Here is a 22011-nt window from a genome sequence, read left to right on the forward strand (position 1 = left end):
TTCCGCAAATTAAATTTCTCGGTACGAACTGTATCTGCGTAGCGATTACCTCAACCTCCGTTCAATCGCTGAATTCCGGCCTTTGCCCGCTGATCCAGTGAGTTCTTATAATCATGCCCTTTCATATCCAGACAAGTCTGATAACATTGTTGTGCTTTCACCTTGTCATTCCTCTTTTCATAAATATAACCCATTTGCAGGGATGCTCTTGCAGCAAAATATTCAGGTCTGTTTGTCCCTGCTTTTATGGTCACTTCGTACATGGCAATTGCACTATCATCCATTCCCATTTCATCATATATCCTTCCCAGGCGATAGGCATATTCCAGTTTATCTTCCATGCGGGTATAGTCTGCCGCCTTTTTCGTTTGCAACAATTTCAGGGCATCGCTAAAGAAACCGCCATCGCTCAGTAATCGTGCTTTTAGCAGTACAGCATCCGGCCATTTACCACCTTTTGCATCTTTGAGGGCCTGCTTATCTGCATCGGTTTCTGTATTGCCCCGGGTCAGGATCTGTGCCCGGTATTTATTGGCAGCATCCATATTTCCATGCAGGTAATGGTACCAGCTTAAACGTTGCAGACATTCTTTGAGATAAAATTTTCCCCTGAAGTTGTCGGTGAATCGCTGCAGGTACACATTTGCATCTTCATCCTGTCTGTCCAGTTTCAATACCCCGAGCAGGTAATTATTGTATTTGATATCCAGGTATCCGCCACTGTCACTTCTGTCAGACAGGGTTTTGATACCCAGTGCTGCTTTCTGGTTGTTCATAGCGATATTCGCTACCATGAGGGCAAAGAGGTAATTATTTTTTGTGTCCAGCTGATGTTTCTGAATGAATGCCCATACTTCTTCAGGTCTATTTTCAATGAACAGTTTCAGGTAGCAAAAGTAATAAGAAGCTTCGGCCCGGAATATTAACGCTACGTCATTATTGCTCTCGGCCGACTGCTGTACCTGCCGCATACCTTCACGGATATTGCCTTTCATGCCCAGAATATTGGAAATCCAGCGATAGCCTTCGGGGATAGTACCGAATACGGCCTGCAATGCACCAATCATCATCGTGTTTGGCTGAAACTGCGGAAACTTGCGCTGGTTGTCTTTGAACTGCACAAATGCTTTCCTGATTTCCCACACGGCATCCCACTTTTCGTTGAACTTGATGCGGATCAGGGCCCATTGAAAACGAATGGCTGCCTGGGTATACAGGTAGTAAGGACTATTCTCAGGACCCGAAGCCATCATATCCAGCCGCTGGTCCCGCAGGTCCTTTCGCCTGGCATAAACAGCAGGATCTTCGTTGAAAAAGAGATTGAAAAAGTCGATATAATTTTCGAGAAAGTAAGGTATCAGGTTATCGGGATGTTCTTTTTTTTCGGCTTCCAGTAGAGCGGTGCCCGTGGTGACCTTCAATTGCATAATGGCATCATAGGCTTGCTGGCAGCGGGGATTAAAGTCATATACTTTTTGCCGGGCTACAGCAGGAAAAAAAAGAGAGAGGAACAATCCCAACAGGAATACGGTACGCATGGACACAAATATATTTACAACTGCCGGCTTTACGTCAAATTCCAAACCAAAAACGCCTGCAATGAAAAAAGGTCGTATCATAAACGATACAACCTTTTTCAAAATTATTCCTGGAACAATATTAAATTAAATAGTCACAGTTGCTTCCAGATCATTGTCTACCAGCACGCGACCGCAATGTTCGCAGATGATGATCTTCTTGCGCTGACGGATTTCCGCCTGACGCTGAGGAGGAATTGCATTAAAGCAACCACCGCAGGAATCACGAACTACAGTAGCTACTGCCAGACCGTTACGGTAGTTCTTACGGATTTTTTCGTAAGCTGCCAGCAGGCGGGGTTCTACTTTTGCACGCGCATCTTCGCTTTGTTTGTAGAAAGCTTTCTCTTCTTTTTCAGTTTCACCGATGATCTTTTCCAGCTCACCTTTCTTGTGTTTCAGGTTCGATTCTTTATCAGCAATCGCTTTCTTTGCAGATTCCAGGTTACGGCTCTTGTCCTTTACCTCATCATTTGCATCGCGAATGTGTTTCTCAGCCAGCTTGATTTCCAGGGACTGCATTTCCAGTTCCTTGGTGATAGCTTCGAACTCACGGTTATTCTTTACGTTATCCTGTTGCTTCTCGTATTTCTTAATCAGCGCTTCTGACTCCTTAATCTGGTTCTTCTTGTTGGTTATGAAGTCCTGAATGCCACGGATTTCGTCTTCAACATGGGCCAGACGTGTGTTTAACCCTTCGATCTCGTCTTCCAGATCTTTAACTTCCATCGGCAACTCCCCCTTCAACACCTGGATCTCATCCAGTCTGGAGTCCATCTTCTGTAGTCTAAGTACAGACACCAATTTTTCCTCTACGGAGTAATCTTTATTTACAGTAGCCATGTAATGTGTTTATAAATAATTTACCGGGTTTGTTCGAATGGTAGATTTAAGAGGCGCAAAATTAGGGAATTTTTCAGTCAATATATGAAAAAATAAGTCAACCGTAAACTGCTCGCTCTCGAAATGTCCAACATCCGCTATAACTATTTGATTTTCAGCGTCAAAAAACTCATGATATTTAAAGTCAGCCGAAATATATGCATCGGCGCCAGCTCCAATTGCCCTTTTCAGGAGGAAACTTCCGGCTCCTCCGCAGAGTGCCACCCTTTTAATTGGCTTGTTCCTGAGTGGGGTATACCGGACGCAACCGGTATCGAACTGCTGCTTCACGAACTTTAAAAATGTCATCTCGTCCATCGGCGCTTCCAGCTCTCCTATCAGACCGGACCCAACCTGTGAGTACTCGTTTTCGAGTTTCACCACATCGTAGGCCACTTCTTCATAAGGATGGCTGGCTAAAAGAGCCTTGATCACATATTGTTCCAAATATAAGGGAAAAATAACCTCGATCTTCGTTTCTGCTTCTAAATGGCGGCTTCCGACCTCCCCAACATAAGGCTGGGTGCCCGCTCCCGCTTTAAAAGTTCCCTCTCCTGCCCCATTAAAGCTACATTCACTGTATGCGCCAATATGTCCGGCACCGGCTGCAAATAATGCAGACCTGACATTTTCGGCAGATTCATGCGGTACAAAGGTGTATAATTTTCTTAATAACTCCTTTTTAGGCGCTAATACCCGGGTATTTTTCAGGCTCAGCCGCTGCCCCATCATCTCACAGACCCCATTTCTCACATTGTCCAGGTTGGTATGAGCTGCATATATAGCGATGTCATGCTTGATAGCTTTGATAGCCACCCGCTCTACGTAATTATTGCCATTTATCTTTTTCAGGCCACCAAATACAATGGGATGATGGGCCACGATCAGGTTGCACCCCTTGCTGATCGCCTCGTCTACCACCGCTTCTGTCGTATCCAGGGAGAGCAGTATCCCTGTTACCTCCCAGTCGCCACTGCCGAAGAGTAAACCGGCATTGTCATAGCTTTCCTGGTATTGTAATGGTGCAAATGCGGCGATGGCCGCTGTGATATCTTTAATTTTCATGACAAGCAAATATGATGGGAATTATTTAAAATTGCAAAAAACTAACTGGCATGACGACACAATCTTCGGGTGAATTGTACGCCTCGTACAAAACGAAAATGCAACAGATCGCCGATATACGCAATGCGATTGCTGTGTTGGGATGGGATCAGGAAACTTACCTGCCTGAAAAAGGAGCCGCCTTTCGCGGGCAACAGATCACCACTCTCAGTTCTATGGCGCACGAGCTATTTACTGAAGATAAACTGGGTGAATTACTGACCACCCTGCATGCCCGTCAGGATATGGACATCATTGCTACTAAGAATATCGCCCTCTCCCTCGAGGACTATGAAAAGAATAAAAAGTACCCAGCCAGTTTTGTAGCTGAGTTATCTACTACGACCAATGAATGCTACCATGCATGGATCAAGGCAAGAAAAGCAAACGACTACAAGATCTTTGAACCCGTGCTGGCGAAAATGGTTGCGCTCAAAAAGCAGGAGGCAGACATACTGGGATATAACGGGCATCCCTACAATGCACTGCTGAATGAATATGAAAAAGGGGCGAATACCTCCATGCTGGATACCATCTTTGCTGATGTAAAAGCAGCACTGGCTCCTTTATTAAAGCACATCGAATCAAAACCACAAGTCAATAAAGACTTCCTGCACCTGCACTACGACCGTAATGCACAATGGGCATTTGGGATTGAACTCCTGAAAGCCATGGGGTATGATATGAACGCCGGCAGACAGGATATTTCAGAACATCCGTTTACCACCAGCTTCAACCCACAGGATGTAAGGGTCACTACCCGTATCGATGAAAAGGATTTTGGGAACATGACCTGGAGCTGTATCCACGAAGGTGGCCATGCCCTGTACGAACAGGGGTTGCCTGTAGATGGCTATGGACTACCATCCGGCGAAGCTGCGAGTTTAGGTATCCACGAATCACAGTCAAGGCTGTGGGAGAACAATGTAGGTCGCAGCCTTCCTTTCTGGCAGCATCACTATGCAGCTTTGCAGGCACGCTTTCCGGACAACCTGCAAAAAGTATCGCTGGATGATTTCTATAAAGCCATCAACCAGGTACGACCTTCCCTGATACGTACCGAAGCCGATGAACTGACTTATCATTTCCATGTAATGATCCGGTATGAAATTGAAAAGGGATTACTGGATGGCACCTATTCTACCAAAGACCTGGATGAGGTCTGGAATAAATATTACAAGGAGTACCTGCATGTAGATGTACCTGATGATAATCAAGGAGTATTGCAGGATATTCACTGGTCACATGGTAGCTTCGGTTACTTCCCCACTTATTCACTGGGTAGTTTGTACGCCGCACAGTTTTTCATCGCTGCCCAAAAGCAGATACCGGGATTGATTGAGCAGATTACAAAAGGAGATTATAAGCAGTTACTCACATGGTTACGTGATGAAATCCACCACCACGGCAGGTATTACACCAGCAATGAATTGTGTGAAAAAGTAACGGGAGAACCACTGGCGTTTAAATACTTCCTGGATTACGCTACAGAAAAGTATCACCACATTTATAATGTATAAAACAAAAAGATGGTGTATCATTAGTATGATACACCATCTTTTATTCACGCAGGTGTTTAAACAATTCTCAGGAGGTTGATATCACCTCTTTTGTTTGGATAATGGCTTGCTGGTATAGGGATACGGTCCAGCTAATAGCAATAAAATAAATTCAATTGGCCTCGGCTTGCCATAGATGACGTTAGTTTAATTCTACGATGCCTGTTTTTCTCCAGACTTCCTGTCCTTCTTTGTACAGGATAAATGTAGGTAAGGTAGTAGCACCTAGTGTTTTAATCACGTTCGTGTCTTTACTACCGTCTACTTTTAACAGCTTTACACCTGCATTTGCTTTTAAATAAGCAGCTACTACTGGCTCCATCTTTTGACAGGGAGGACACCAATCAGCGCTTATATAGATTAATACATCTCCTTCAGAGACCTTACCGGTAAAGTCGATCAGTGTAAGCTGAGGGGTATTTACGCCTCCTTCAACTGCAAGACCCGCCTGTTTCCAGGCAGTCAGACCACCGTCCAGTTCTACAACATTTGCGAATCCGGCTTCGCGCATTTTCTTTGCGGCGGCATTACTACGCGGTCCACTCAGGCAATACACATATACAGGCTGCTCCTTATTCAAGTATTTTATTCTCTCATTAAATTCTTCGTCATGTGTAAAGTCAGCCTGCATAGCATGCGGGAGGTGCCCACTACTGTACTCTGCCAAGGTACGTACATCAAATACCTGTACACCCGATTGTTTAATTCCTGTCTGAAATACGTCAGGTTTTACCACATTGTTATTCTGCGCATATACAGCAGTACTCACACATAAAATGAAAAAGCATATTATATACTTACACATCGTAAATTTGCTGTATATTGTTGAGCTCGTGCCAACAGTTAAAGCTGGAATAACTTTTGTGTGATTTTCTTTTCTACTCTGAACCATTAACAATTTGTTTACGTTTACTTAACGTTAGACTTATACGGGTATAACGTTAAAAAATTGAACCTTTATTTTTTAAAAACCTATGCTACTGTCGGAAGCCGAACGACACTAGCCATATCCGGAGAATGAAACACCAACGCCTAAGCCTTTTTGTCCGCACCTGGTATGCTGTTGCATACACGTGTGTAATGGTCCTGCTCTCTGCCTTCAGCGTCCAGGCACAAAACACAGCAGCATTTACTGCTGATAATTTTACAGGATGTGGGACTGCCTATGTACAATTTATTAATCAGTCTACTACAGGAGGCACAGCTTCCTGGGATTTTGGGGATGGAGGAGCCAAATCGATACTCTGGAACCCAACCCGATCCTTTACTAAACCTGGTACATACACTGTAACTCTTACAGTTACGTTTGCAGACGGTACTAAAGGGACCGCTACCCATACTGTAAATGTATATAAAAAACCAACAGCACAGTTTACTACTGATGTTACCAGTGGTTGTACACCTTTACCTGTTAAATTTACAGACCAGTCTACCGCAGGTGATGGTACGATTAGTAGTGTGAACTGGGATTTTGGGGATGGTAACGGAGCTACGGGTAGTACTGCTAACTATACTTATAATGTAGGAGGCGACTATTCTGCTACGACTATCGTGACCAATAGCTATGGTTGTACCAATAGCTATTCACAGATTATTCATGCGAACGCTACCCCTCAGACAGCATTTACCAGCAATACCCAGGGTAGCTGTAAAGCGCCGCTGAACGTTACTTTTACTAACAATACGACGATCAATACCACTGGAAATCCGGGCATTACGTACCTCTGGAACTTTGGAGACGGTAGTACCAGCAGCGACATGAACCCGATTCATACGTACACGGCAGAAGGAAAATACACCGTTACGCTAACGGCTACTTCCGCGGATGGATGTTCACAAACGCTCACACAAACGGAGTATATCCAGATCGCTACGATCGCAGCGGACTTTACTATAGCAGAGAGTCTTTGTAAGGGAACGACTCTCCATTTTACCAATACTACTCAGCCAGCTCCGCAGACCGCTACCTGGACTTTTTCAGATGGCGATGTGCAAAATACAATTGACGCAGTCAAGACTTTTAATACTACTGGTACCTATACGGTCACATTACAGGCACTGACACAGGATGGTTGTCAGGCAAATGTGACAAAGACTTTCACCATCTCGGATATTCCTACAGCTACGATTACCGCAGCACCCATTACCGCATGTGCCGTTCCTGCCAATGTGAGCTTTACGGGTGTAACCACCGGTGCTACCAGCTGGGAATGGGATTTTAACGATGGTACTTCTTCTACTGTACAAAATCTTACACATACTTATACTGCCGAAGGCAGTTATACCGTTTCCCTGCAAGCCAGCAATGCTGCGGGTTGTACAACAACCACCTACCAAACCATCTCTGTACAGAAACCAATTCTGAGTATAGATGGTTTACCAAATGGTTGTGTGCCGTTGGATGATACCTTCACTCCTATCGTGGCTACTGCCGATCCGGTAGTCAGCTGGTCATGGGATTTTGGCGATGGCAGCACTTCTACAGCAAAGATACCGACACATACTTTCACCGCACAAGGTGATTATATCGTTACCTTAACGATTACTACACAGGGTGGTTGTACGCAGACCGCTACTTTCCCGGTGCAGGTGGGCACACCAGTGGCAGTAGATTTCACAGTAGATCAAACAACTGGTTGTCAACCAACTATTTTCCATTTCACTAATACATCTGTTCCTGCGGGTACTGCATGGGAATGGACTTTCGAGGAATCAGGCAATACCGGCAATGGTTCTTCTTCTCTGGAAGATCCGACTTATGTATGGACAAGCATCGGTACACATACGGTGATACTAACGGTTATCAATAATGGTTGCCGGCAGACACTCACCAAAACGGATCTGATCACTATCTATCCGCCATCTGCTGCATTCCTTGTACAAACAGTGAATTGTGCGAATATCTACTCCCGTACTTTCACCGATAAATCTGACTTTGGTACAAGTACGACTAAATTATGGAACTGGGATTTCGGCGATGGTACGTCTTCTACCGCCCAGAGTCCAACACATGTGTATACTGCAGGTGGTACATATACTGTGACGCTCACAGTCGATAATGGTAGCTGTCAGTCAGTATACAAAACGACAGTGACCATCATTGATGAAACACCCAAGATCTATTCAGATGTCACTACCATTTGTAAAAATGGTACCGTGAATTTCGCCATGGATCCCGTAACGGCCAGCCATTTCGCCAGCTACCTGTGGAACTTTGGCGATGGTAATACTTACAATGCACCGGCACAGGGCCCTATCGGTTATGTATATCCCACACCTGGCGATTATACGGCCAGCCTGGTGCTGACAGATGTATACGGTTGTCTGCACACTTCCAATACGATTCCGATTTCTGTGAATGGCGCAAATGCGAAATTCAGCATTGATACCAAACAGTGTAGAAATGTTCCGGTGAGCTTTACTGATCAATCTACTACCAAGACAGGTAATACCATTGTATCCTGGACATGGGATTATGGAGATGGCAGCACTCCGGAGACTTACACTACTGCACCTACCAATATCACACATACTTATTCAGCGATCAATGACTACCCTGTTACACTGACCGTAAAAGACAATACCGGTTGTGAAGACAGTTATACAGCAACTGTACGTATTGCAAATATGATTGCGGCATTTGGTGGTCCGGACAGCATTGCATGTCTGAATACTCCATATCAGTTCTCTAACTCATCCATTACAACACCACTCACTTACCAGTGGGACTTTGGTGATGGCACGACCAGTACAGATGCGACTCCTGCACATACTTATACATTGCCAGGCAAGTATACGGTATCGCTGATCATAGCTAACACTACTGGTTGTAGCGATACGATCACTACTGTTGACTACCTGCGTGTACCTGACCCGATTGCTGACTTCAGCTTCCCGCCGGTAGCGGCTGATGTATGTCCGCCAGTAAAAATTCAGTTTACCAACCTCTCCTCTGATTATGTAAGTTCTGCATGGAGCTTTGGAGACGTGAGTAGTTCTACAGAACAGGATCCGCTGCATAACTATATTAAGCCAGGTACATTTGATATCACACTCACAGTTTATTCACAGGGTGGTTGTGCGAGCGCGGTAGCAGGACCAAAAACTATTTCTATCGCCGGACCAAATGGTAGCTTCACTGTTGCACCTGAAACAGGATGTTATCCACTGACGGTGACGATGAATGCCAATTCTACTGCGGCTATTAAATATATCTGGGACTTTGGCGATGGTCATTCAGCCACCACCACTACACCGACTTCTCCATCTTACACTTATCCACAGGAAGGTGTGTATTACCCGGTTGTATTGCTGGAAGATGACAGAGGTTGTCGCGTAGCGGCAGATGGTGATTCAAAAGTAATTGCTGATAAAGTGGCGGCTAACTTTGGTACGGATGTTACCCAGGCTTGTGATGGTGGTACTGTATTCTTCACCGATTCATCCAGCAGCGTTTCTTCAGAACTGGGTATGGCTATGACCTATGCATGGGATTTTGGTGTCACTACCAAAACTGATGATGTGAGTACAGATCAGACACCTTCTTATATATATGATGCGCCAGGTACTTACAATGTGAAACTGACAACGACCAGTTTTTATGGTTGTGTGAGCACTATCGAAAAAGCGATTGTGGTAGAACCTAAACCAGTAGCGGTGATCGATACACTGGGGCCATTGTGTACAGGTGCGACTATGCAGCTAGTGGGTCATGAAACTAAGAATATACCTGATACCAAATGGAGCTGGCAGATACTGGGACAAAACTATTTAGTACAAACACCACCTGCTACCACCTTTAACCAGGCAGGAGATCAGTTAATTACACTGACGATCACTACTGCCAGCGGTATTTGTAGCAGCACAGCTACGAGAACGGTGAGTGTATTAGATTATCCTGCACTGAATCCGAACCCGGCGAGCGCCAGCATTTGCCGTGGTGCTTCTATCACACTCAATGCAAATACAGATGCCGGTGTGACTATCAACTGGACAGATTATAAGATCAATGATATTCATAGTACAAGTCCGGTAGTTAGTCCGGAAATAGATACGACCTATCATGTATCAGTGGTAAATGCAGCAGGTTGTAAGGTGGAGGGAGATGTACCGGTTATGGTTTCTCAACCATTCCAGGTAACTGCTACAGATACCTTTATATGTAAAGGTGGTTCTGCACAACTGCATGCATCAGGTGCGACTTCTTATTCCTGGTCTCCTGCTACAGGGTTGAGCAATGCTGCGGGTCAGAACCCGATGGCTTACCCGGATACGACCACTACTTATACGGTGACAGGATATGGTAAGGACGCCTGCTTTACTTCGCAGGCGACAGCGTTGGTAACTGTACATGCGTTGCCGGTAGTGAATGCAGGTCCGGATCTGACATTGGCTACAGGTAACAGTTACCTGATTCCGACTACAGGTAGTGCTGATATTACTAACATTGAATGGTGGCCGGTGAATTACCTGGATTGTGTAGACTGTCTGCAACCTACAGCTACACCAAAGACGACGACGACTTATACTGTAACGGCGACGAATACATATGGCTGTAAGGGTGTGGATGATATCACCATCAAGATGGTATGTGAATCAGGCAATACCTGGCTGCCAAATACCTTTACACCTAATGGCGATGGACAGAATGATATCTTCTACATCAGAGGTAAGGGGATCAAAACCGTAAAATCATGGAGAATATATAACCGTTGGGGACAACTTGTATTTGAGCGGACAAACTTTGGCGTAGAAGACATTACAAGTGGATGGGATGGAAAAGTGAAAGGCGTACTTGTGAACCCGGATGTGTTTGTATATGTAGCCGAGGTAGTGTGCGATACAAATGAAGACTTTACCCTGAAAGGTAACGTGATGCTGTTACGTTAAACGGCGATTACCAGATTCCTATTTAAAATTTGCCAAGCATGAGAAGGACTTGTAGAAAGCTGTTTGTGGCACTTTGTTTATGTCTGAGTTCCAGACTGATGGCACAGGATATTCACCTGTCGCAATTTTATGAAACCCCCATTCTGCGTAACCCTGCGCTGATTGGCATCTTTAACGGAGACTACCGCGTACAGGCAGTGTACAGGAACCAGTGGAACAGTGTGACTATTCCCTACCAGACAGGGGCAGTGAGCGGGGAACTGAAATTTCCGGTAGGCCGTGGAGAGGATTTTCTCACCACAGGTGCGCAATTCACTTATGACAGAGCTGGTACGGCACGATTACAGTCTGTGCAGATTTTGCCAGCCATCAACTACCATAAGTCAATGAGTGATGTGAAGAACATGTTCCTCTCAGTTGGTTTCATGGGAGGTTTTGTGCAAAGACAGTTCGATGCCACCAAGCTCACTTTCAATAACCAGTATACCAATGGTCGCTATGATCCCTCTGTAGCCAGTGGTGAAGAAGGCAGACTGGCACTGCGTGGATATGGTTACTGGGATGCCGGTGCAGGTATTAGTTTCAACAGTACAATTGGTGAAGACGTCAATTATTATATAGGTGCGGCCATGTTTCACTTTACACGTCCAAGGGTGTCCTTTTATAAGGACAATAGTATTGTGATGGATCCAAAGTATACCTTCAATGCGGGTATTACCATTCCAATGGAAGACAGGTTGAAACTGATTGCGCAGTACAACCAGATTCATGAAGGGTCGTATTCGGAGTATAATGGAGGTGCCATTCTGGGTTATATGTTATATGACGAGGGTCTGGAAAGTACAAGGGGTATATACGGCGGATTGTTTGTGCGGTGGGGAGATGCGATCATTCCTACCATGCGCCTGGATATGGACAAGTACGAGATCAGTATGACATACGACTGTAATATTTCAAAACTGAAAACGGCGAGTCAGAGTTTTGGGGGATTTGAGCTGGCACTGGTATTCAAAGGGTTCCTGAATAGCAGGAACAGTACGTTGGATGCAGTGCATTGTCCAAGATTTTAATTCCCTTATTAATCCTTTACTATATTTGCCAGTCTAAAAAATATAAAATGAGCATTGCAATCGGCACAAAAGCACCAGCTTTTTCTCTGAATGATACTGAGAAGAAAAAAGTAACCCTGGAAGATTTCAAAGGACAGAATCTGGTTATCCTTTTCTTTCCATTGGCATTTACCAGTGTATGTACAGCAGAACTGTGCAGTGTAAGAGATACCCTGGCTACTTATAACAGTTTGAATACTGCGGTAGTAGGTATTTCTGTAGACTCTCCGTTCACCCTGGGTAAATTTAAGGCAGAGCAGAACCTGAACTTCCCATTGCTGTCTGACTTCAATAAGGAGGCATCCCAGGCTTATGGTGCTTATTATGACAACTTTGTACTGGACCTGAAAGGGGTATCCAAGAGAGCGGCTTTCGTAGTAGACAAAGAAGGTACTGTGAAGTATGCACAGGTGCTCGAGTCTGCTGGTGATCTGCCAGATTTTGAAGCAATAAAGAAAACACTGGCTGAGTTGCAATAAAAATTGCCCAAAAGCGTTAATTTTTGTTAAAAACTAATGGCAGTGCTTCCTTTTTGGCCTGCCATTTGTTATTTTTACAATGATAGAATTGGTAAAGTGGGTTCCGATGTGATAATAAATATATCTAATATAAAAGATAATTTTTATTGTGTCATCACCCGCTATTTCAGAACGAAAATTAATAGATATTCGAAAAAATCTTTATCTTTACGGGTATGTGGAAAACCTTTACTCTTTTACTTACATGCTTTATACTCCTGACGACCTTAGTTTCTAAGGCGCAGACGTATAAACCTGCTTCATCAGGTACTGATGGAGTGAGTAAAATTGTGAAGTTGTACCCTAATCCTGCATCCTCGAGAATTAATTTTGAATTACAGCATAATAACGAGCAGGTTTATGATCTTATTGTATTCAATTTTCTCGGAAAGATGGTAGGGCAGGTAAAGAATGTGAGTAACAAGACTACGGTGGAGCTGGATAACTATTATAGTGGGTTGTATATTTTCCAGTTGAGAGATAGGCAGGGGAACCTGATAGAGTCTGGAAAGTTCAATGTCGTCAAGTAATTTTAAAGATATTATATGAAAAAAGGCTGTCGTAAGACAGCCTTTTTTCATTGTACTTCTACTATTAAGAACTTCAGATAAGTTGTATTCTCAATATTCCATAATATCGGGTGATCCTGCGCCTGTGTCTGGAAGGTCACCTGTCTCAGTTTCTTCTTCGCATCTTTCGCAGCCATATCAATGATTTCCAGGAACATAGATGGCGGTACCAGGTTTGTACAAGACGCTGTAACCAGGAAACCACCCGGTTTCAGCAGCTTCATTCCTCTCAGGTTGATCTCTTTGTAACCCGTAATTGCCTTCTGGATATTCTCACGGCTTTTGGTAAATGCCGGTGGATCCAGGATCACCACATCAAACTTCTTCTCTTCCTTTGTCCATTGTTTCAGCACGTCAAATGCGTTGACTGCCTGGAACTTACATTTATCTTCGAGGTTATTCAGCTGGGCATTTTTGCGGGCAGTATTCACTGCATGCTCAGAAATATCCAGGCCTAATACGCTCTTTGCACCATAGTGGCCTGCATGACAGGAGAAAGTACCTGTATAACAGAACGCTTCCAGTACATCTGCATCTTTTACAATATGTTGTATAGCTCTGCGGTTATCCTGCTGATCCAGGAAGTAGCCGGTTTTCTGGCCATTTTCGATATCTACATGGAACTTTAATCCATTCTCATTAATAATGATGTTCGTATCAAAAGGAGCACTCAGGAAACCTTTCTGCTGTTGCATACCTTCCAGTTCTCTTACCGGCACATCGTTACGCTCATAGATTCCTTTTGGAGAGAAAATTCTGTTCAGGGCATCGACGATTGCACCTTTCCACTTTTCCATACCCAATGCCAGGGTTTGTAATACGAAGTAATCATTGAACTTATCTATGACAAGCGCCGGCATTTCGTCAGCTTCTCCAAACACTAAACGGCAGTTTTCCACATAACCCAGCTGCTGGCGGTATTTCCATGCCTTGAGCAATCGGCGGTAGAAGAACCCGGCATCGATCATCTCGTTTTTGTCACGGGTTAGCAGGCGAACCAGGATCTGAGATTGTGGGTTTATATACCCTCTACCCAGAAAGTGGCCCTGATGCGTGAATACATCCACAATATCGCCGGCATCTACCGGTCCCTGGATCTCTCCGACTTCGTTGCCAAAAATCCATGGATGTCCCTGCAGTACGCGATTCTGTATTTTTTTCTTTAAAAAAACTTTGGTCATTATCAATAGTTCGAAGGCGCAAAGGTAAAGAAAAGGAAGGCATCTTACATGGTTAATATAGAATGGAGAACGGACTCAACTTTCAAAATGACACCTTTATATAAGATGTTTGTCATTTTGGCGGCATTTGAGCGCTTGGCAAGTAAATTGTCTAACGTACATTTGTACATTTTAAGTTAATAAACGAAAACACTACCATATGCAGACAAACGGACAGGACACCGAAAACGGTAAAGGTATGCCAGATATTAATGCAGATGAGAACATGGCCGGCACTTCCCACCTTAACGATGCCTTGGCGGATGAAAGCGAATTCGACAAGAAACAACAGGAGCTGGATGAGATGAAGGACAAGTATCTCCGTCTGGTTGCTGAGTTTGACAACTTTAGAAAACGCACTGCCAAAGAAAGGATCGAGTTGATGCAGACTGCCAACAAGGAAACGATCATTTCCCTGCTGGATGTACTGGATGACAGTGAACGCGCCACCAAACAGCTGGAAAACACCACCGACATTACTGCCATTAAAGAAGGCGTTATGCTGGTTTTCAATAAATTGAAATCAACACTACAAGCCAAAGGCCTGAAACCTATGGAGAATTTGCACACTGAATTCAATGCAGATCTTCACGACGCTATCACAGAAATACCTGCACCTACAGAAGAACTGAAAGGGAAAGTACTGGATGAGTTGCAAAAAGGCTACATGCTGAATGACAAATTGATCCGTCATGCAAAGGTTATTGTAGGGAAATAAAGTGACTTTCTGACAGAATAGTTTTTCTTTAACCATGCCGGCGAAACGCCGGCTATAGTGCGATATATGTCTACCAAACGAGATTATTACGAAATACTGGGCGTCGCCAAGTCTGCCTCCCAGGATGAAATTAAAAAGGCATACCGTAAGGTAGCTATGCAGTACCATCCTGACCGCAATCCCAACAATAAGGAAGCAGAAGAAAAATTTAAAGAGGCAGCTGAAGCCTACGAGGCATTGAGCGATGCGGACAAGCGTGCCCAGTATGACCGTTTTGGTCACGCGGGTATGGGTAATCGCGGTGGCGGTTACGGTGGCGGTAACATGAACATGGATGATATCTTCTCCAATTTCGGAGACATTTTCGGAGACGATATCTTTGGCAGCTTCTTCGGTGGTAACCGTGCCGGCGGCGGTGCTGGCAGACGTGGCAGAGGTACACGTGGTTCCAATCTTCGTATTAAGATCCGCATGACCTATGAAGAGATCGCCAAAGGTGCCAATAAAAAGATCAAGGTTAAAAAACATGTACCCTGTCAGCATTGTGGCGGATTGGGTGCGAAAGATAAAAACGCTTTCCAGACCTGTAATACCTGTCATGGGTCCGGTCAGGTAAGAAAAGTAACCCAGACTTTCCTGGGGCAGATGCAGACAGTAGCTACCTGTCCAACCTGTCATGGCGAAGGCCAGATCATTACCAGCAAATGCGGACACTGTAAAGGTGAAGGCCGTATGTATGGTGAAGAAATGGTAAGCATCGACATTCCGGCAGGCGTACAGGAAGGTATGCAGCTGAGCATGAGCGGTAAAGGTAATGCCGGTGAAAGAGGGGGTGCTCCCGGGGATCTGCTGATCCTCATTGAAGAGGAACCACATCCGGAACTGCAAAGGGATGGGCTGAATGTAGCCTTTGACCTGTACATTTCCTTCCCTGATGCGGTGTTTGGTACTTCGGTAGAGGTGCCGACCATCGATGGTAAGGCAAAGATCAAGATCCCGGCTGGTACACAATCCGGTAAGGTATTCAGGTTAAAAGGTAAAGGGTTCCCTTCCGTGAATTCTTATGAGAAAGGCGATCAGCTGATCCATGTGAATGTATGGACACCTCAGCAGGTGAACAGTGAGGAGAAAACTTTCCTGGAAAAGGTACAGAGTTCAGACAACTTCCAGCCGAAGCCGGATAAGTCTGAGAAAGGCTTCTTTGAAAAAGTAAGAGACATTTTTAGCTAAGGTTATAGCTTGTGGCAGGTGACCTGCCCGGCCCGAAAAATCCGTTGATCGCTATGTGATCAACGGATTTTTCGCTTTTTAGCCATAATTTTACTCCCCATGTTCGATCCTTCCAAATTACAAATGCTAGAAAACCGGTTGGTAAAGGTTTATCGCCATATTGGTAAAATCGCCCGCCGCCAGAACATCACCTGTTACAGGGTGTATGATGATGATATCAATGAATTTCCATTCAGTGTGGATCGCTATGACGATCATATCTATGTGGCAGAATACGATCGCCCACATGGTATGGATGAGGAGACCCATGAGACGTGGCTGGATAGCTCTCTGGAAGTAGTAGGCAAGGTACTGGATGTGCCACTGAACAAGATATGGGTGAAGCAAAGACAGCGAAAAGCCAGCAGGCAGGAACAGTATGAGAAGCTTTCTTTTGAAAGCCATGAGGTGGTGGTGCATGAAGCAGGGCTGAAATTCAAAGTCAATCTTTCTGATTACCTGGATACAGGTCTCTTTTTGGATCACCGTATTACAAGGGGCATGGTCCGGGAGAGTGCGAAGGATATGAAAGTGCTGAACCTCTTTTGTTATACAGGTTCCTTTTCTGTGTATGCTGCTGCAGGTGGTGCCAGCGAAGTGGTGTCTGTAGATTTGTCTAAGACCTATCTGGCATGGGCGGAAGAGAATATGCAGCTGAATGATCTGAAAGGTAATTTTCAGTTTGTACATGCAGATGTATTGCAATACCTGGATACATTGCCTGCTGATTATTTCGATCTGGTAGTGCTTGATCCTCCCACTTTTTCTAATAGCAAGCGCATGAAGGAATTCCTCGATATACAGAGAGATCATGTGGTTATTTTGAATAAGGTATTGCATGCGACCAAACCTGGGGGGGTGGTGTATTTTAGTAATAACTATCGTAAGTTTCAGCTGGATACGGAACAGATTCAGGCGGGTACGATCAAGGATATTACCGGGCAGACGATGCCGTTTGATTTTCAGCAGAAGCTGATCAGGAAATGTTATAAGATCATCAAATGAGAATACTGGTAGCCGGAGATTTTGAAGCTGATTATAATCGTACGAAAATTATCCTGGATGGTTTACGTACTATTCCTGCTGTGTCTCTTTCTTTTTACAATTATAAGGAGCAACGTAAATGGAATTTCGCGGCCCTGCGCAAAGCGTGTGGGGATGCGGATGTGATCTTTTTGCCTGCATTTACACACCAGGATGTGGCGATGATTAAGATGCTTTCCGGCAAGCCGGTGTTGTTTGATCCATTGATCTCAAGGTATCTGTCTAAAGTGTTTGATTATAAGAAGGTGAACAGGTATTCTCCGAGAGCATTGAAAAATTATCTGAAGGATAAGCTTTCTATGCGCATGGCGGACCTTGTTATTTGCGATACAGAAGGGCATCGGGATTATTATCATAGAACTTTTAGTATTCCTTTGCGGAAATTGCGGGTAGTGCCAGTGGGGGTGAATACAGATGAATTTCCACCGGCACCTGCTATTGGATTACGGGATACTTTTGTAGTGGGGTTTTATGGTGGTTTTATTCCTTTGCAGGGCACACGTATGATTGTGGAGGCGGCGAATGTTTTAAAGGATCATGCAGATATTCATTTCCGGTTGATTGGAAATGGTTTTGAGTATAAAGTAATACAGCAATTAGTAGCGCAATATCAATTGAGTAATATTAGTTTACCGGGTTGGGTAGCTTATGATCAATTGGCAGGGGAGATGAATAATTTTGATATTTGTTTGGGGATATTTGGAGAGACGCTGAAAGCGGATTTAGTGATACCGAATAAGATATTTCATTATGCTGCGTTGAAGAAGGCGATCATTAGTAAAGAGTCTCCTGCGATAAAGGAGGTGTTTGAAAATGGGAAAAGCATTTTATTGACAGCAAATACACCATCGGCGATTGCAGAAAAGATTTTGTTATTGAAGGAGAATGTGGTGCTGAGGGCGCAACTGGCGCAAGGTGCATCCGAGGCTATTTGCATGAAGTATAATCATCGTGCAATTGGGCAGCTGGTATATAATCTGGCACTGGAAATTCAGTAGGTGTGTTTATATTAAGGTGTATTATGCCTGCGTAGGCTGCATTTTTCTGGCTCTCGAAATTAAGCGTGCGTGATTACAGGTAAGCATTTACATTGATCCATTATCCCCTTTATACTAAGATCCATTATGCCTGCGTAGGCTGCATTTTTCTGGCTCTCGAAATTAAGCGTGCGTGATTACAGGTAAAGCATTTAAATTGATCCATTATCCCCTTTATACTAAGATCCATTATGCCTGCGTAGGCTGCATTTTATGTGCTAATTTTTCAACAATATTCAGATCAATCCGGGTGCCCATTTCATGCAGCAATTCCAGGTAAGAACGTGTAATACAATTGAGGCTATGTCTTTCAGTTGTGTAGGCAAATGCACGTCTGGCCACTGACTCTCTTTTCAAAGGGTCTTCCAGTAACGACTGTATACCGGCAGCCAGTTGTTGCGGTTGATGTACTTCGCAGGAAACTGCTCTCCCACCCTGTACCAGATCTGACAAGCCACCTGCATTTGTAGAAACTACAGGTACGCGATACATAAAGGCATCCAGTACGCTACTACCTAATCCTTCCTGTTCTGAACTCATGGTGAAGATGTCTAACACAGAGAAAATATCCTCTACATTATCATAAAAGCCCATCAGTTTATACACATCATCCAAACCGTATTCAGCTATTTTATCACGCATTTGTTGTTCCAGCTCCCCTTTTCCAAAGTGCAGGAATACAAAATCACGACGTACAGTTGCCAGTTCACGGATGGCTTCGATCATAGTGAGTGGATCTTTGTGTTGTACAAGTGCAGCCGTGGTGCCGATCAGGTGTAATGCCGGATCAACGCCGGCATCAGTGAGTATCTTTTCTGCCCTGGACTTATCCAGTTTCTTTGCCATAATAGCACTGGATATCAAACGGACATCTTTAGCACCAAAGTCTGTCAATATACGTTTGATGGCGTGGCTGATAGCAACGACCTGGTCAGTGAGTTTATATTTGATTAAGGTCATCTTTCCGTGGGGAACAAAATCCACGCGACGGGTAAAAATGATCTTAGCCCTGTGGAAGGGCTTGGAAAGAATAGCATAAGTGAGGATATGGGAAGATTGCGCATGAAGCACATCATAACGGCTTCCCTTGAAGATCAGGAAGAAGAGTACGCCAAAAATGTTTGCAAATGATTGCGTTTTAAAACCCTTCTCATTTGCCTTTTTTTCCAGCGGGTAGTTTTTTCTACAGAGTAGTTCTACATTAAGACCGGCTTCTTTGAAACCGGACATGGTATACATAGTTTGCCGTTCTCCACCACGCCATCCACGCTCGAAGTTTAGTTCAAGAATCATTACTGACTTGCCATGCATAGGTTTCCCAAGTTTTAGTTCTTACACAATAGGTTGAATTGACGAAAGGTTAGATGCACAAATAATGCAAAGTTTAATTAGCAAGGTAAACTTTTAACAATAAATAACAGTTGAGGCAAGAATTCCCCTATTCATATTGCGTATTAATTGACTATAAATCAAGTATATATCCCTAGAATAATAATACTAATTGATGCTTTTATTTTTTTTCAGGTCTTTTACCAGCTTGATAAATTCTTTTCTGTAATTACCCGGATCGTCTCCCAATGCTGTTTTTGCAATTTCTAATACCATTTTGCTATCTCCATCTCCTTTATAAGCAGAATGTCTTAAAAGCATGCCACATAATGCAACGGAGGTTGCAAAACGGAAATCGACGTCTGCATCCTGGAAGTCTATACAGAAATTGTGTATCTGGTGCCAGATGGTGTGGGAGGAGGAGTCTGTGGGGAGTTGGTAGTTGATTCGGATTTGGGCTAATAGGGTGTCGTGGGAGTTAAATACGGCATCGGTGTCGGGACTGGGGTGGGTGCCGGAATTGGGGAAGGAGTGAGTTTCGGGATTGGGAAGAGATTGGCTTTCTTTAGAGCCAGGGAGAGAGAGGTCTTCAGTATTGGGAAGGGATTGGCCTTCTTTCGTACCGGGAAGGGATTGCCCTTCTTTACTGCCAGTGAGAAAGTGACCTTCACTGCCAGATAGATTGCGAAGTTCAGTACCTGGCACTATTTCATACATCGCAATCGCACAATGCCCTGCACCCACAATCCCTCCGGAAACACGCCCACCAGTTGTATCTGCATTGCTGATCACTTTATTTTCATATCCAATCAGGCGGTAAGACTTGACCATAGCAGGGTTGAAGTAAACTTCTGCCTGTACATCTTTGGCAACAGTGAACAAGGTACCCCCAAATTCCTTAGCGAAAATTTTACTGGCTTCTTCCAGGTTGTCGATATAGGCAAAGTTGCCGTTGCCTTTACTGGATAGGGTTTGGAGTTTGCTATCTTTATAATCACGCATGCCGAAACCCAGGCAGGTGAGCAGTACCCCACTCTCCTTTTTGCTGACAATGAGTTGTTCCATATCCAGATCGCTGGTCTGACCTACATTGAAATCCCCATCAGTAGCCATGATGACGCGATTGTTGCCATCTTTAATAAAGTTGTCCTGTGCCAGCTGGTAAGCGAGTTTGATAGCCGCTTCGCCGGCAGTGGCGCCACCAGCACTGAGGTTGTCTATAGCATTGAGGATTTTATCTTTCTGATCGCCAGGGGTACTTGGCAAAATGATGCCTGGGGCACCAGCGTAAGCAACGATGGCGACATGGTCGTTCTTTCTTAAGTTATTGACAAGGATGCGGAAGGCAGCTTGTAGTAATGGTAGTTTATTGGCGGGAGCCATTGAGCCGGAGGCATCAATCAGGAATACGAGATTGCTGGGAGGCAGACTATCTGTATCCATGACTTCACCCCTTACCACAATTTGCAGTAACCGGTGTTCAGGTTTCCAGGGGCAGGTGGCGTAACTGCTGTAGAGGGCGAGGGTCTGACCTTTTTTCGGAGGAGGATAATGGTAGTTGAAATAGTTGAGCATTTCTTCAATGCGTACGGCATCGACAGGAATCTTTTCTTTGAGGTGGATGAAACGGCGGATATTGCTATAGGCAGCTCTGTCTACATCTACAGCGAAAGTAGAATGGCTGCGGATGAGGGTTTTCATGAATTGATTTTCGTAGAGGGCGCCGTAGGTTTCATCGAAGAAGACACGGGTGCCCATGCTGGTGTTGCCATAGTTTGGGTTGGAACCGCTGGAAGAGCGGTTGCGGGCAATGGCTTTGGCTTTGGCGATGGCGTCCTGGGGGTTGTCGAGGGCGTCGAGTTGAACGAGGATGCGGTTGTACACACCTATAGGAATTCTTTTAGGACGGTATTTGTCCAGTTGAAAGAGTAGTATAGCGTCCTGAGAAGGCACCGCAATCCGAAAAAGACCGTACTGATTGGTAGCGACTTTTACGGTATCATTGATCACTGAGATTAATACACCGGGTAAGGGATTGTGTGAAATACTGTCCTCTACGGCCCCGGTGATGTAAATTTTCTGTGCATTCGCAGGTACAAGGAGTAGCAGGCTGGCGAGCAGCATGAGAAGCTTTACCATGTGGGTTTTGCATCAGTTAGTGTAATATAAGCAAAAATCTCTTCTGCT

16 protein-coding genes are annotated in these 22011 nt (G+C 44.5%); 9 read left to right on the forward strand and 7 right to left on the reverse strand.

Translation table 11 applies throughout. The annotated features are described in order from the left end of the window. Positions 1 to 50: 50 nt before the first annotated feature. Genes QQL36_RS01030 through QQL36_RS01040 form a run of 3 tightly spaced genes read right to left on the reverse strand, consistent with a single transcriptional unit; the run spans position 51 to position 3524 of the window. Complete coding sequence (locus QQL36_RS01030; protein WP_321568621.1) at positions 51 to 1619, reverse strand: tetratricopeptide repeat protein; 1569 nt, start codon at positions 1617 to 1619, stop codon at positions 51 to 53. 45 nt (positions 1620 to 1664) lie between these two features. Continuing rightward, positions 1665 to 2420, reverse strand: a complete 756-nt coding sequence (locus tag QQL36_RS01035; protein ID WP_083726261.1) for a zinc ribbon domain-containing protein — start codon at positions 2418 to 2420, stop codon at positions 1665 to 1667. 9 nt (positions 2421 to 2429) lie between these two features. Further along, positions 2430 to 3524: a Nif3-like dinuclear metal center hexameric protein gene (locus QQL36_RS01040; protein ID WP_321568622.1), complete on the reverse strand. Its 1095-nt coding sequence runs from the start codon at positions 3522 to 3524 to the stop codon at positions 2430 to 2432. Between the two features lie 50 nt (positions 3525 to 3574). On the opposite strand from QQL36_RS01040, the gene QQL36_RS01045 reads away from it, so the two are divergent. Further along, positions 3575 to 5083 (forward strand): carboxypeptidase M32, encoded by a 1509-nt coding sequence (locus QQL36_RS01045; RefSeq protein WP_083726265.1) that lies wholly within the window; start codon positions 3575 to 3577, stop codon positions 5081 to 5083. Between the two features lie 181 nt (positions 5084 to 5264). Here QQL36_RS01045 and QQL36_RS01050 read toward each other — a convergent pair whose 3' ends face one another. Beyond that, positions 5265 to 5891, reverse strand: coding sequence for a rhodanese-like domain-containing protein (locus QQL36_RS01050; protein ID WP_179091230.1), 627 nt, complete (start codon positions 5889 to 5891; stop codon positions 5265 to 5267). Between the two features lie 248 nt (positions 5892 to 6139). On the opposite strand from QQL36_RS01050, the gene QQL36_RS01055 reads away from it, so the two are divergent. From QQL36_RS01055 to QQL36_RS01070, 4 genes are all read left to right on the forward strand, one after another. After that, positions 6140 to 11011, forward strand: a complete 4872-nt coding sequence (locus QQL36_RS01055) for a PKD domain-containing protein (protein WP_321568623.1) — start codon at positions 6140 to 6142, stop codon at positions 11009 to 11011. Positions 11012 to 11049: 38 nt separating this feature from the next. Beyond that, positions 11050 to 12081 carry a PorP/SprF family type IX secretion system membrane protein gene (locus QQL36_RS01060; RefSeq protein WP_083726271.1) on the forward strand — a complete coding sequence of 344 codons (1032 nt, stop codon included), beginning with the start codon at positions 11050 to 11052 and terminating at the stop codon, positions 12079 to 12081. 47 nt (positions 12082 to 12128) lie between these two features. Then, positions 12129 to 12599: a redoxin domain-containing protein gene (locus QQL36_RS01065; RefSeq protein ID WP_083726273.1), complete on the forward strand. Its 471-nt coding sequence runs from the start codon at positions 12129 to 12131 to the stop codon at positions 12597 to 12599. Between the two features lie 215 nt (positions 12600 to 12814). Continuing rightward, complete coding sequence (locus tag QQL36_RS01070) at positions 12815 to 13168, forward strand: T9SS type A sorting domain-containing protein (protein ID WP_083726275.1); 354 nt, start codon at positions 12815 to 12817, stop codon at positions 13166 to 13168. Between the two features lie 47 nt (positions 13169 to 13215). On the opposite strand, the gene QQL36_RS01075 is transcribed toward QQL36_RS01070, so the two are convergent. Then, the gene (locus QQL36_RS01075) at positions 13216 to 14388 is read right to left on the reverse strand and encodes a class I SAM-dependent rRNA methyltransferase (protein ID WP_083726277.1); all 1173 of its coding nucleotides are present in this window, start codon (positions 14386 to 14388) and stop codon (positions 13216 to 13218) included. A gap of 199 nt (positions 14389 to 14587) precedes the next feature. On the opposite strand from QQL36_RS01075, the gene QQL36_RS01080 reads away from it, so the two are divergent. From QQL36_RS01080 to QQL36_RS01095, 4 genes are all read left to right on the forward strand, one after another. Further along, complete coding sequence (locus QQL36_RS01080; protein WP_083726279.1) at positions 14588 to 15145, forward strand: nucleotide exchange factor GrpE; 558 nt, start codon at positions 14588 to 14590, stop codon at positions 15143 to 15145. A 66-nt stretch (positions 15146 to 15211) separates the two neighbouring features. After that, positions 15212 to 16375 (forward strand): molecular chaperone DnaJ, encoded by a 1164-nt coding sequence (gene dnaJ / locus QQL36_RS01085; protein ID WP_083726281.1) that lies wholly within the window; start codon positions 15212 to 15214, stop codon positions 16373 to 16375. Between the two features lie 99 nt (positions 16376 to 16474). Further along, positions 16475 to 17419: a class I SAM-dependent methyltransferase gene (locus tag QQL36_RS01090; protein WP_083726283.1), complete on the forward strand. Its 945-nt coding sequence runs from the start codon at positions 16475 to 16477 to the stop codon at positions 17417 to 17419. Next, entirely contained in the window at positions 17416 to 18456 is a 1041-nt protein-coding gene (locus QQL36_RS01095) for a glycosyltransferase (RefSeq protein ID WP_321568624.1), read from the forward strand. The genes QQL36_RS01090 and QQL36_RS01095 overlap by 4 nt, the downstream gene beginning before the upstream one ends. A 228-nt stretch (positions 18457 to 18684) precedes the next feature. Here QQL36_RS01095 and QQL36_RS01100 read toward each other — a convergent pair whose 3' ends face one another. Beyond that, positions 18685 to 19806 carry a glycosyltransferase family 4 protein gene (locus QQL36_RS01100; RefSeq protein WP_321568625.1) on the reverse strand — a complete coding sequence of 374 codons (1122 nt, stop codon included), beginning with the start codon at positions 19804 to 19806 and terminating at the stop codon, positions 18685 to 18687. 186 nt (positions 19807 to 19992) lie between these two features. Continuing rightward, positions 19993 to 21963 carry a YfbK domain-containing protein gene (locus tag QQL36_RS01105; RefSeq protein ID WP_321568626.1) on the reverse strand — a complete coding sequence of 657 codons (1971 nt, stop codon included), beginning with the start codon at positions 21961 to 21963 and terminating at the stop codon, positions 19993 to 19995. Positions 21964 to 22011: the final 48 nt, after the last annotated feature.

It is taken from the genome of Chitinophaga sp. LS1, assembly GCF_034274695.1.
Lineage (GTDB): Bacteria > Bacteroidota > Bacteroidia > Chitinophagales > Chitinophagaceae > Chitinophaga.

Excerpts from the sequence above, each read along its gene's own strand:
- QQL36_RS01030 (WP_321568621.1), bottom strand. The coding sequence starts at position 1,619 with ATGATACGACCTTTTTTCATTGCAGGCGTTTTTGGTTTGGAATTTGAC.
- QQL36_RS01035 (WP_083726261.1), bottom strand. The coding sequence starts at position 2,420 with ATGGCTACTGTAAATAAAGATTACTCCGTAGAGGAAAAATTGGTGTCT.
- QQL36_RS01040 (WP_321568622.1), bottom strand. The coding sequence starts at position 3,524 with ATGAAAATTAAAGATATCACAGCGGCCATCGCCGCATTTGCACCATTA.
- QQL36_RS01045 (WP_083726265.1), top strand. The coding sequence starts at position 3,575 with ATGACGACACAATCTTCGGGTGAATTGTACGCCTCGTACAAAACGAAA.
- QQL36_RS01055 (WP_321568623.1), top strand. The coding sequence starts at position 6,140 with ATGAAACACCAACGCCTAAGCCTTTTTGTCCGCACCTGGTATGCTGTT.
- QQL36_RS01060 (WP_083726271.1), top strand. The coding sequence starts at position 11,050 with ATGAGAAGGACTTGTAGAAAGCTGTTTGTGGCACTTTGTTTATGTCTG.
- QQL36_RS01065 (WP_083726273.1), top strand. The coding sequence starts at position 12,129 with ATGAGCATTGCAATCGGCACAAAAGCACCAGCTTTTTCTCTGAATGAT.
- QQL36_RS01070 (WP_083726275.1), top strand. The coding sequence starts at position 12,815 with ATGTGGAAAACCTTTACTCTTTTACTTACATGCTTTATACTCCTGACG.
- QQL36_RS01075 (WP_083726277.1), bottom strand. The coding sequence starts at position 14,388 with ATGACCAAAGTTTTTTTAAAGAAAAAAATACAGAATCGCGTACTGCAG.
- QQL36_RS01080 (WP_083726279.1), top strand. The coding sequence starts at position 14,588 with ATGCAGACAAACGGACAGGACACCGAAAACGGTAAAGGTATGCCAGAT.
- dnaJ (WP_083726281.1), top strand. The coding sequence starts at position 15,212 with ATGTCTACCAAACGAGATTATTACGAAATACTGGGCGTCGCCAAGTCT.
- QQL36_RS01090 (WP_083726283.1), top strand. The coding sequence starts at position 16,475 with ATGTTCGATCCTTCCAAATTACAAATGCTAGAAAACCGGTTGGTAAAG.
- QQL36_RS01095 (WP_321568624.1), top strand. The coding sequence starts at position 17,416 with ATGAGAATACTGGTAGCCGGAGATTTTGAAGCTGATTATAATCGTACG.
- QQL36_RS01100 (WP_321568625.1), bottom strand. The coding sequence starts at position 19,806 with ATGCATGGCAAGTCAGTAATGATTCTTGAACTAAACTTCGAGCGTGGA.
- QQL36_RS01105 (WP_321568626.1), bottom strand. The coding sequence starts at position 21,963 with ATGGTAAAGCTTCTCATGCTGCTCGCCAGCCTGCTACTCCTTGTACCT.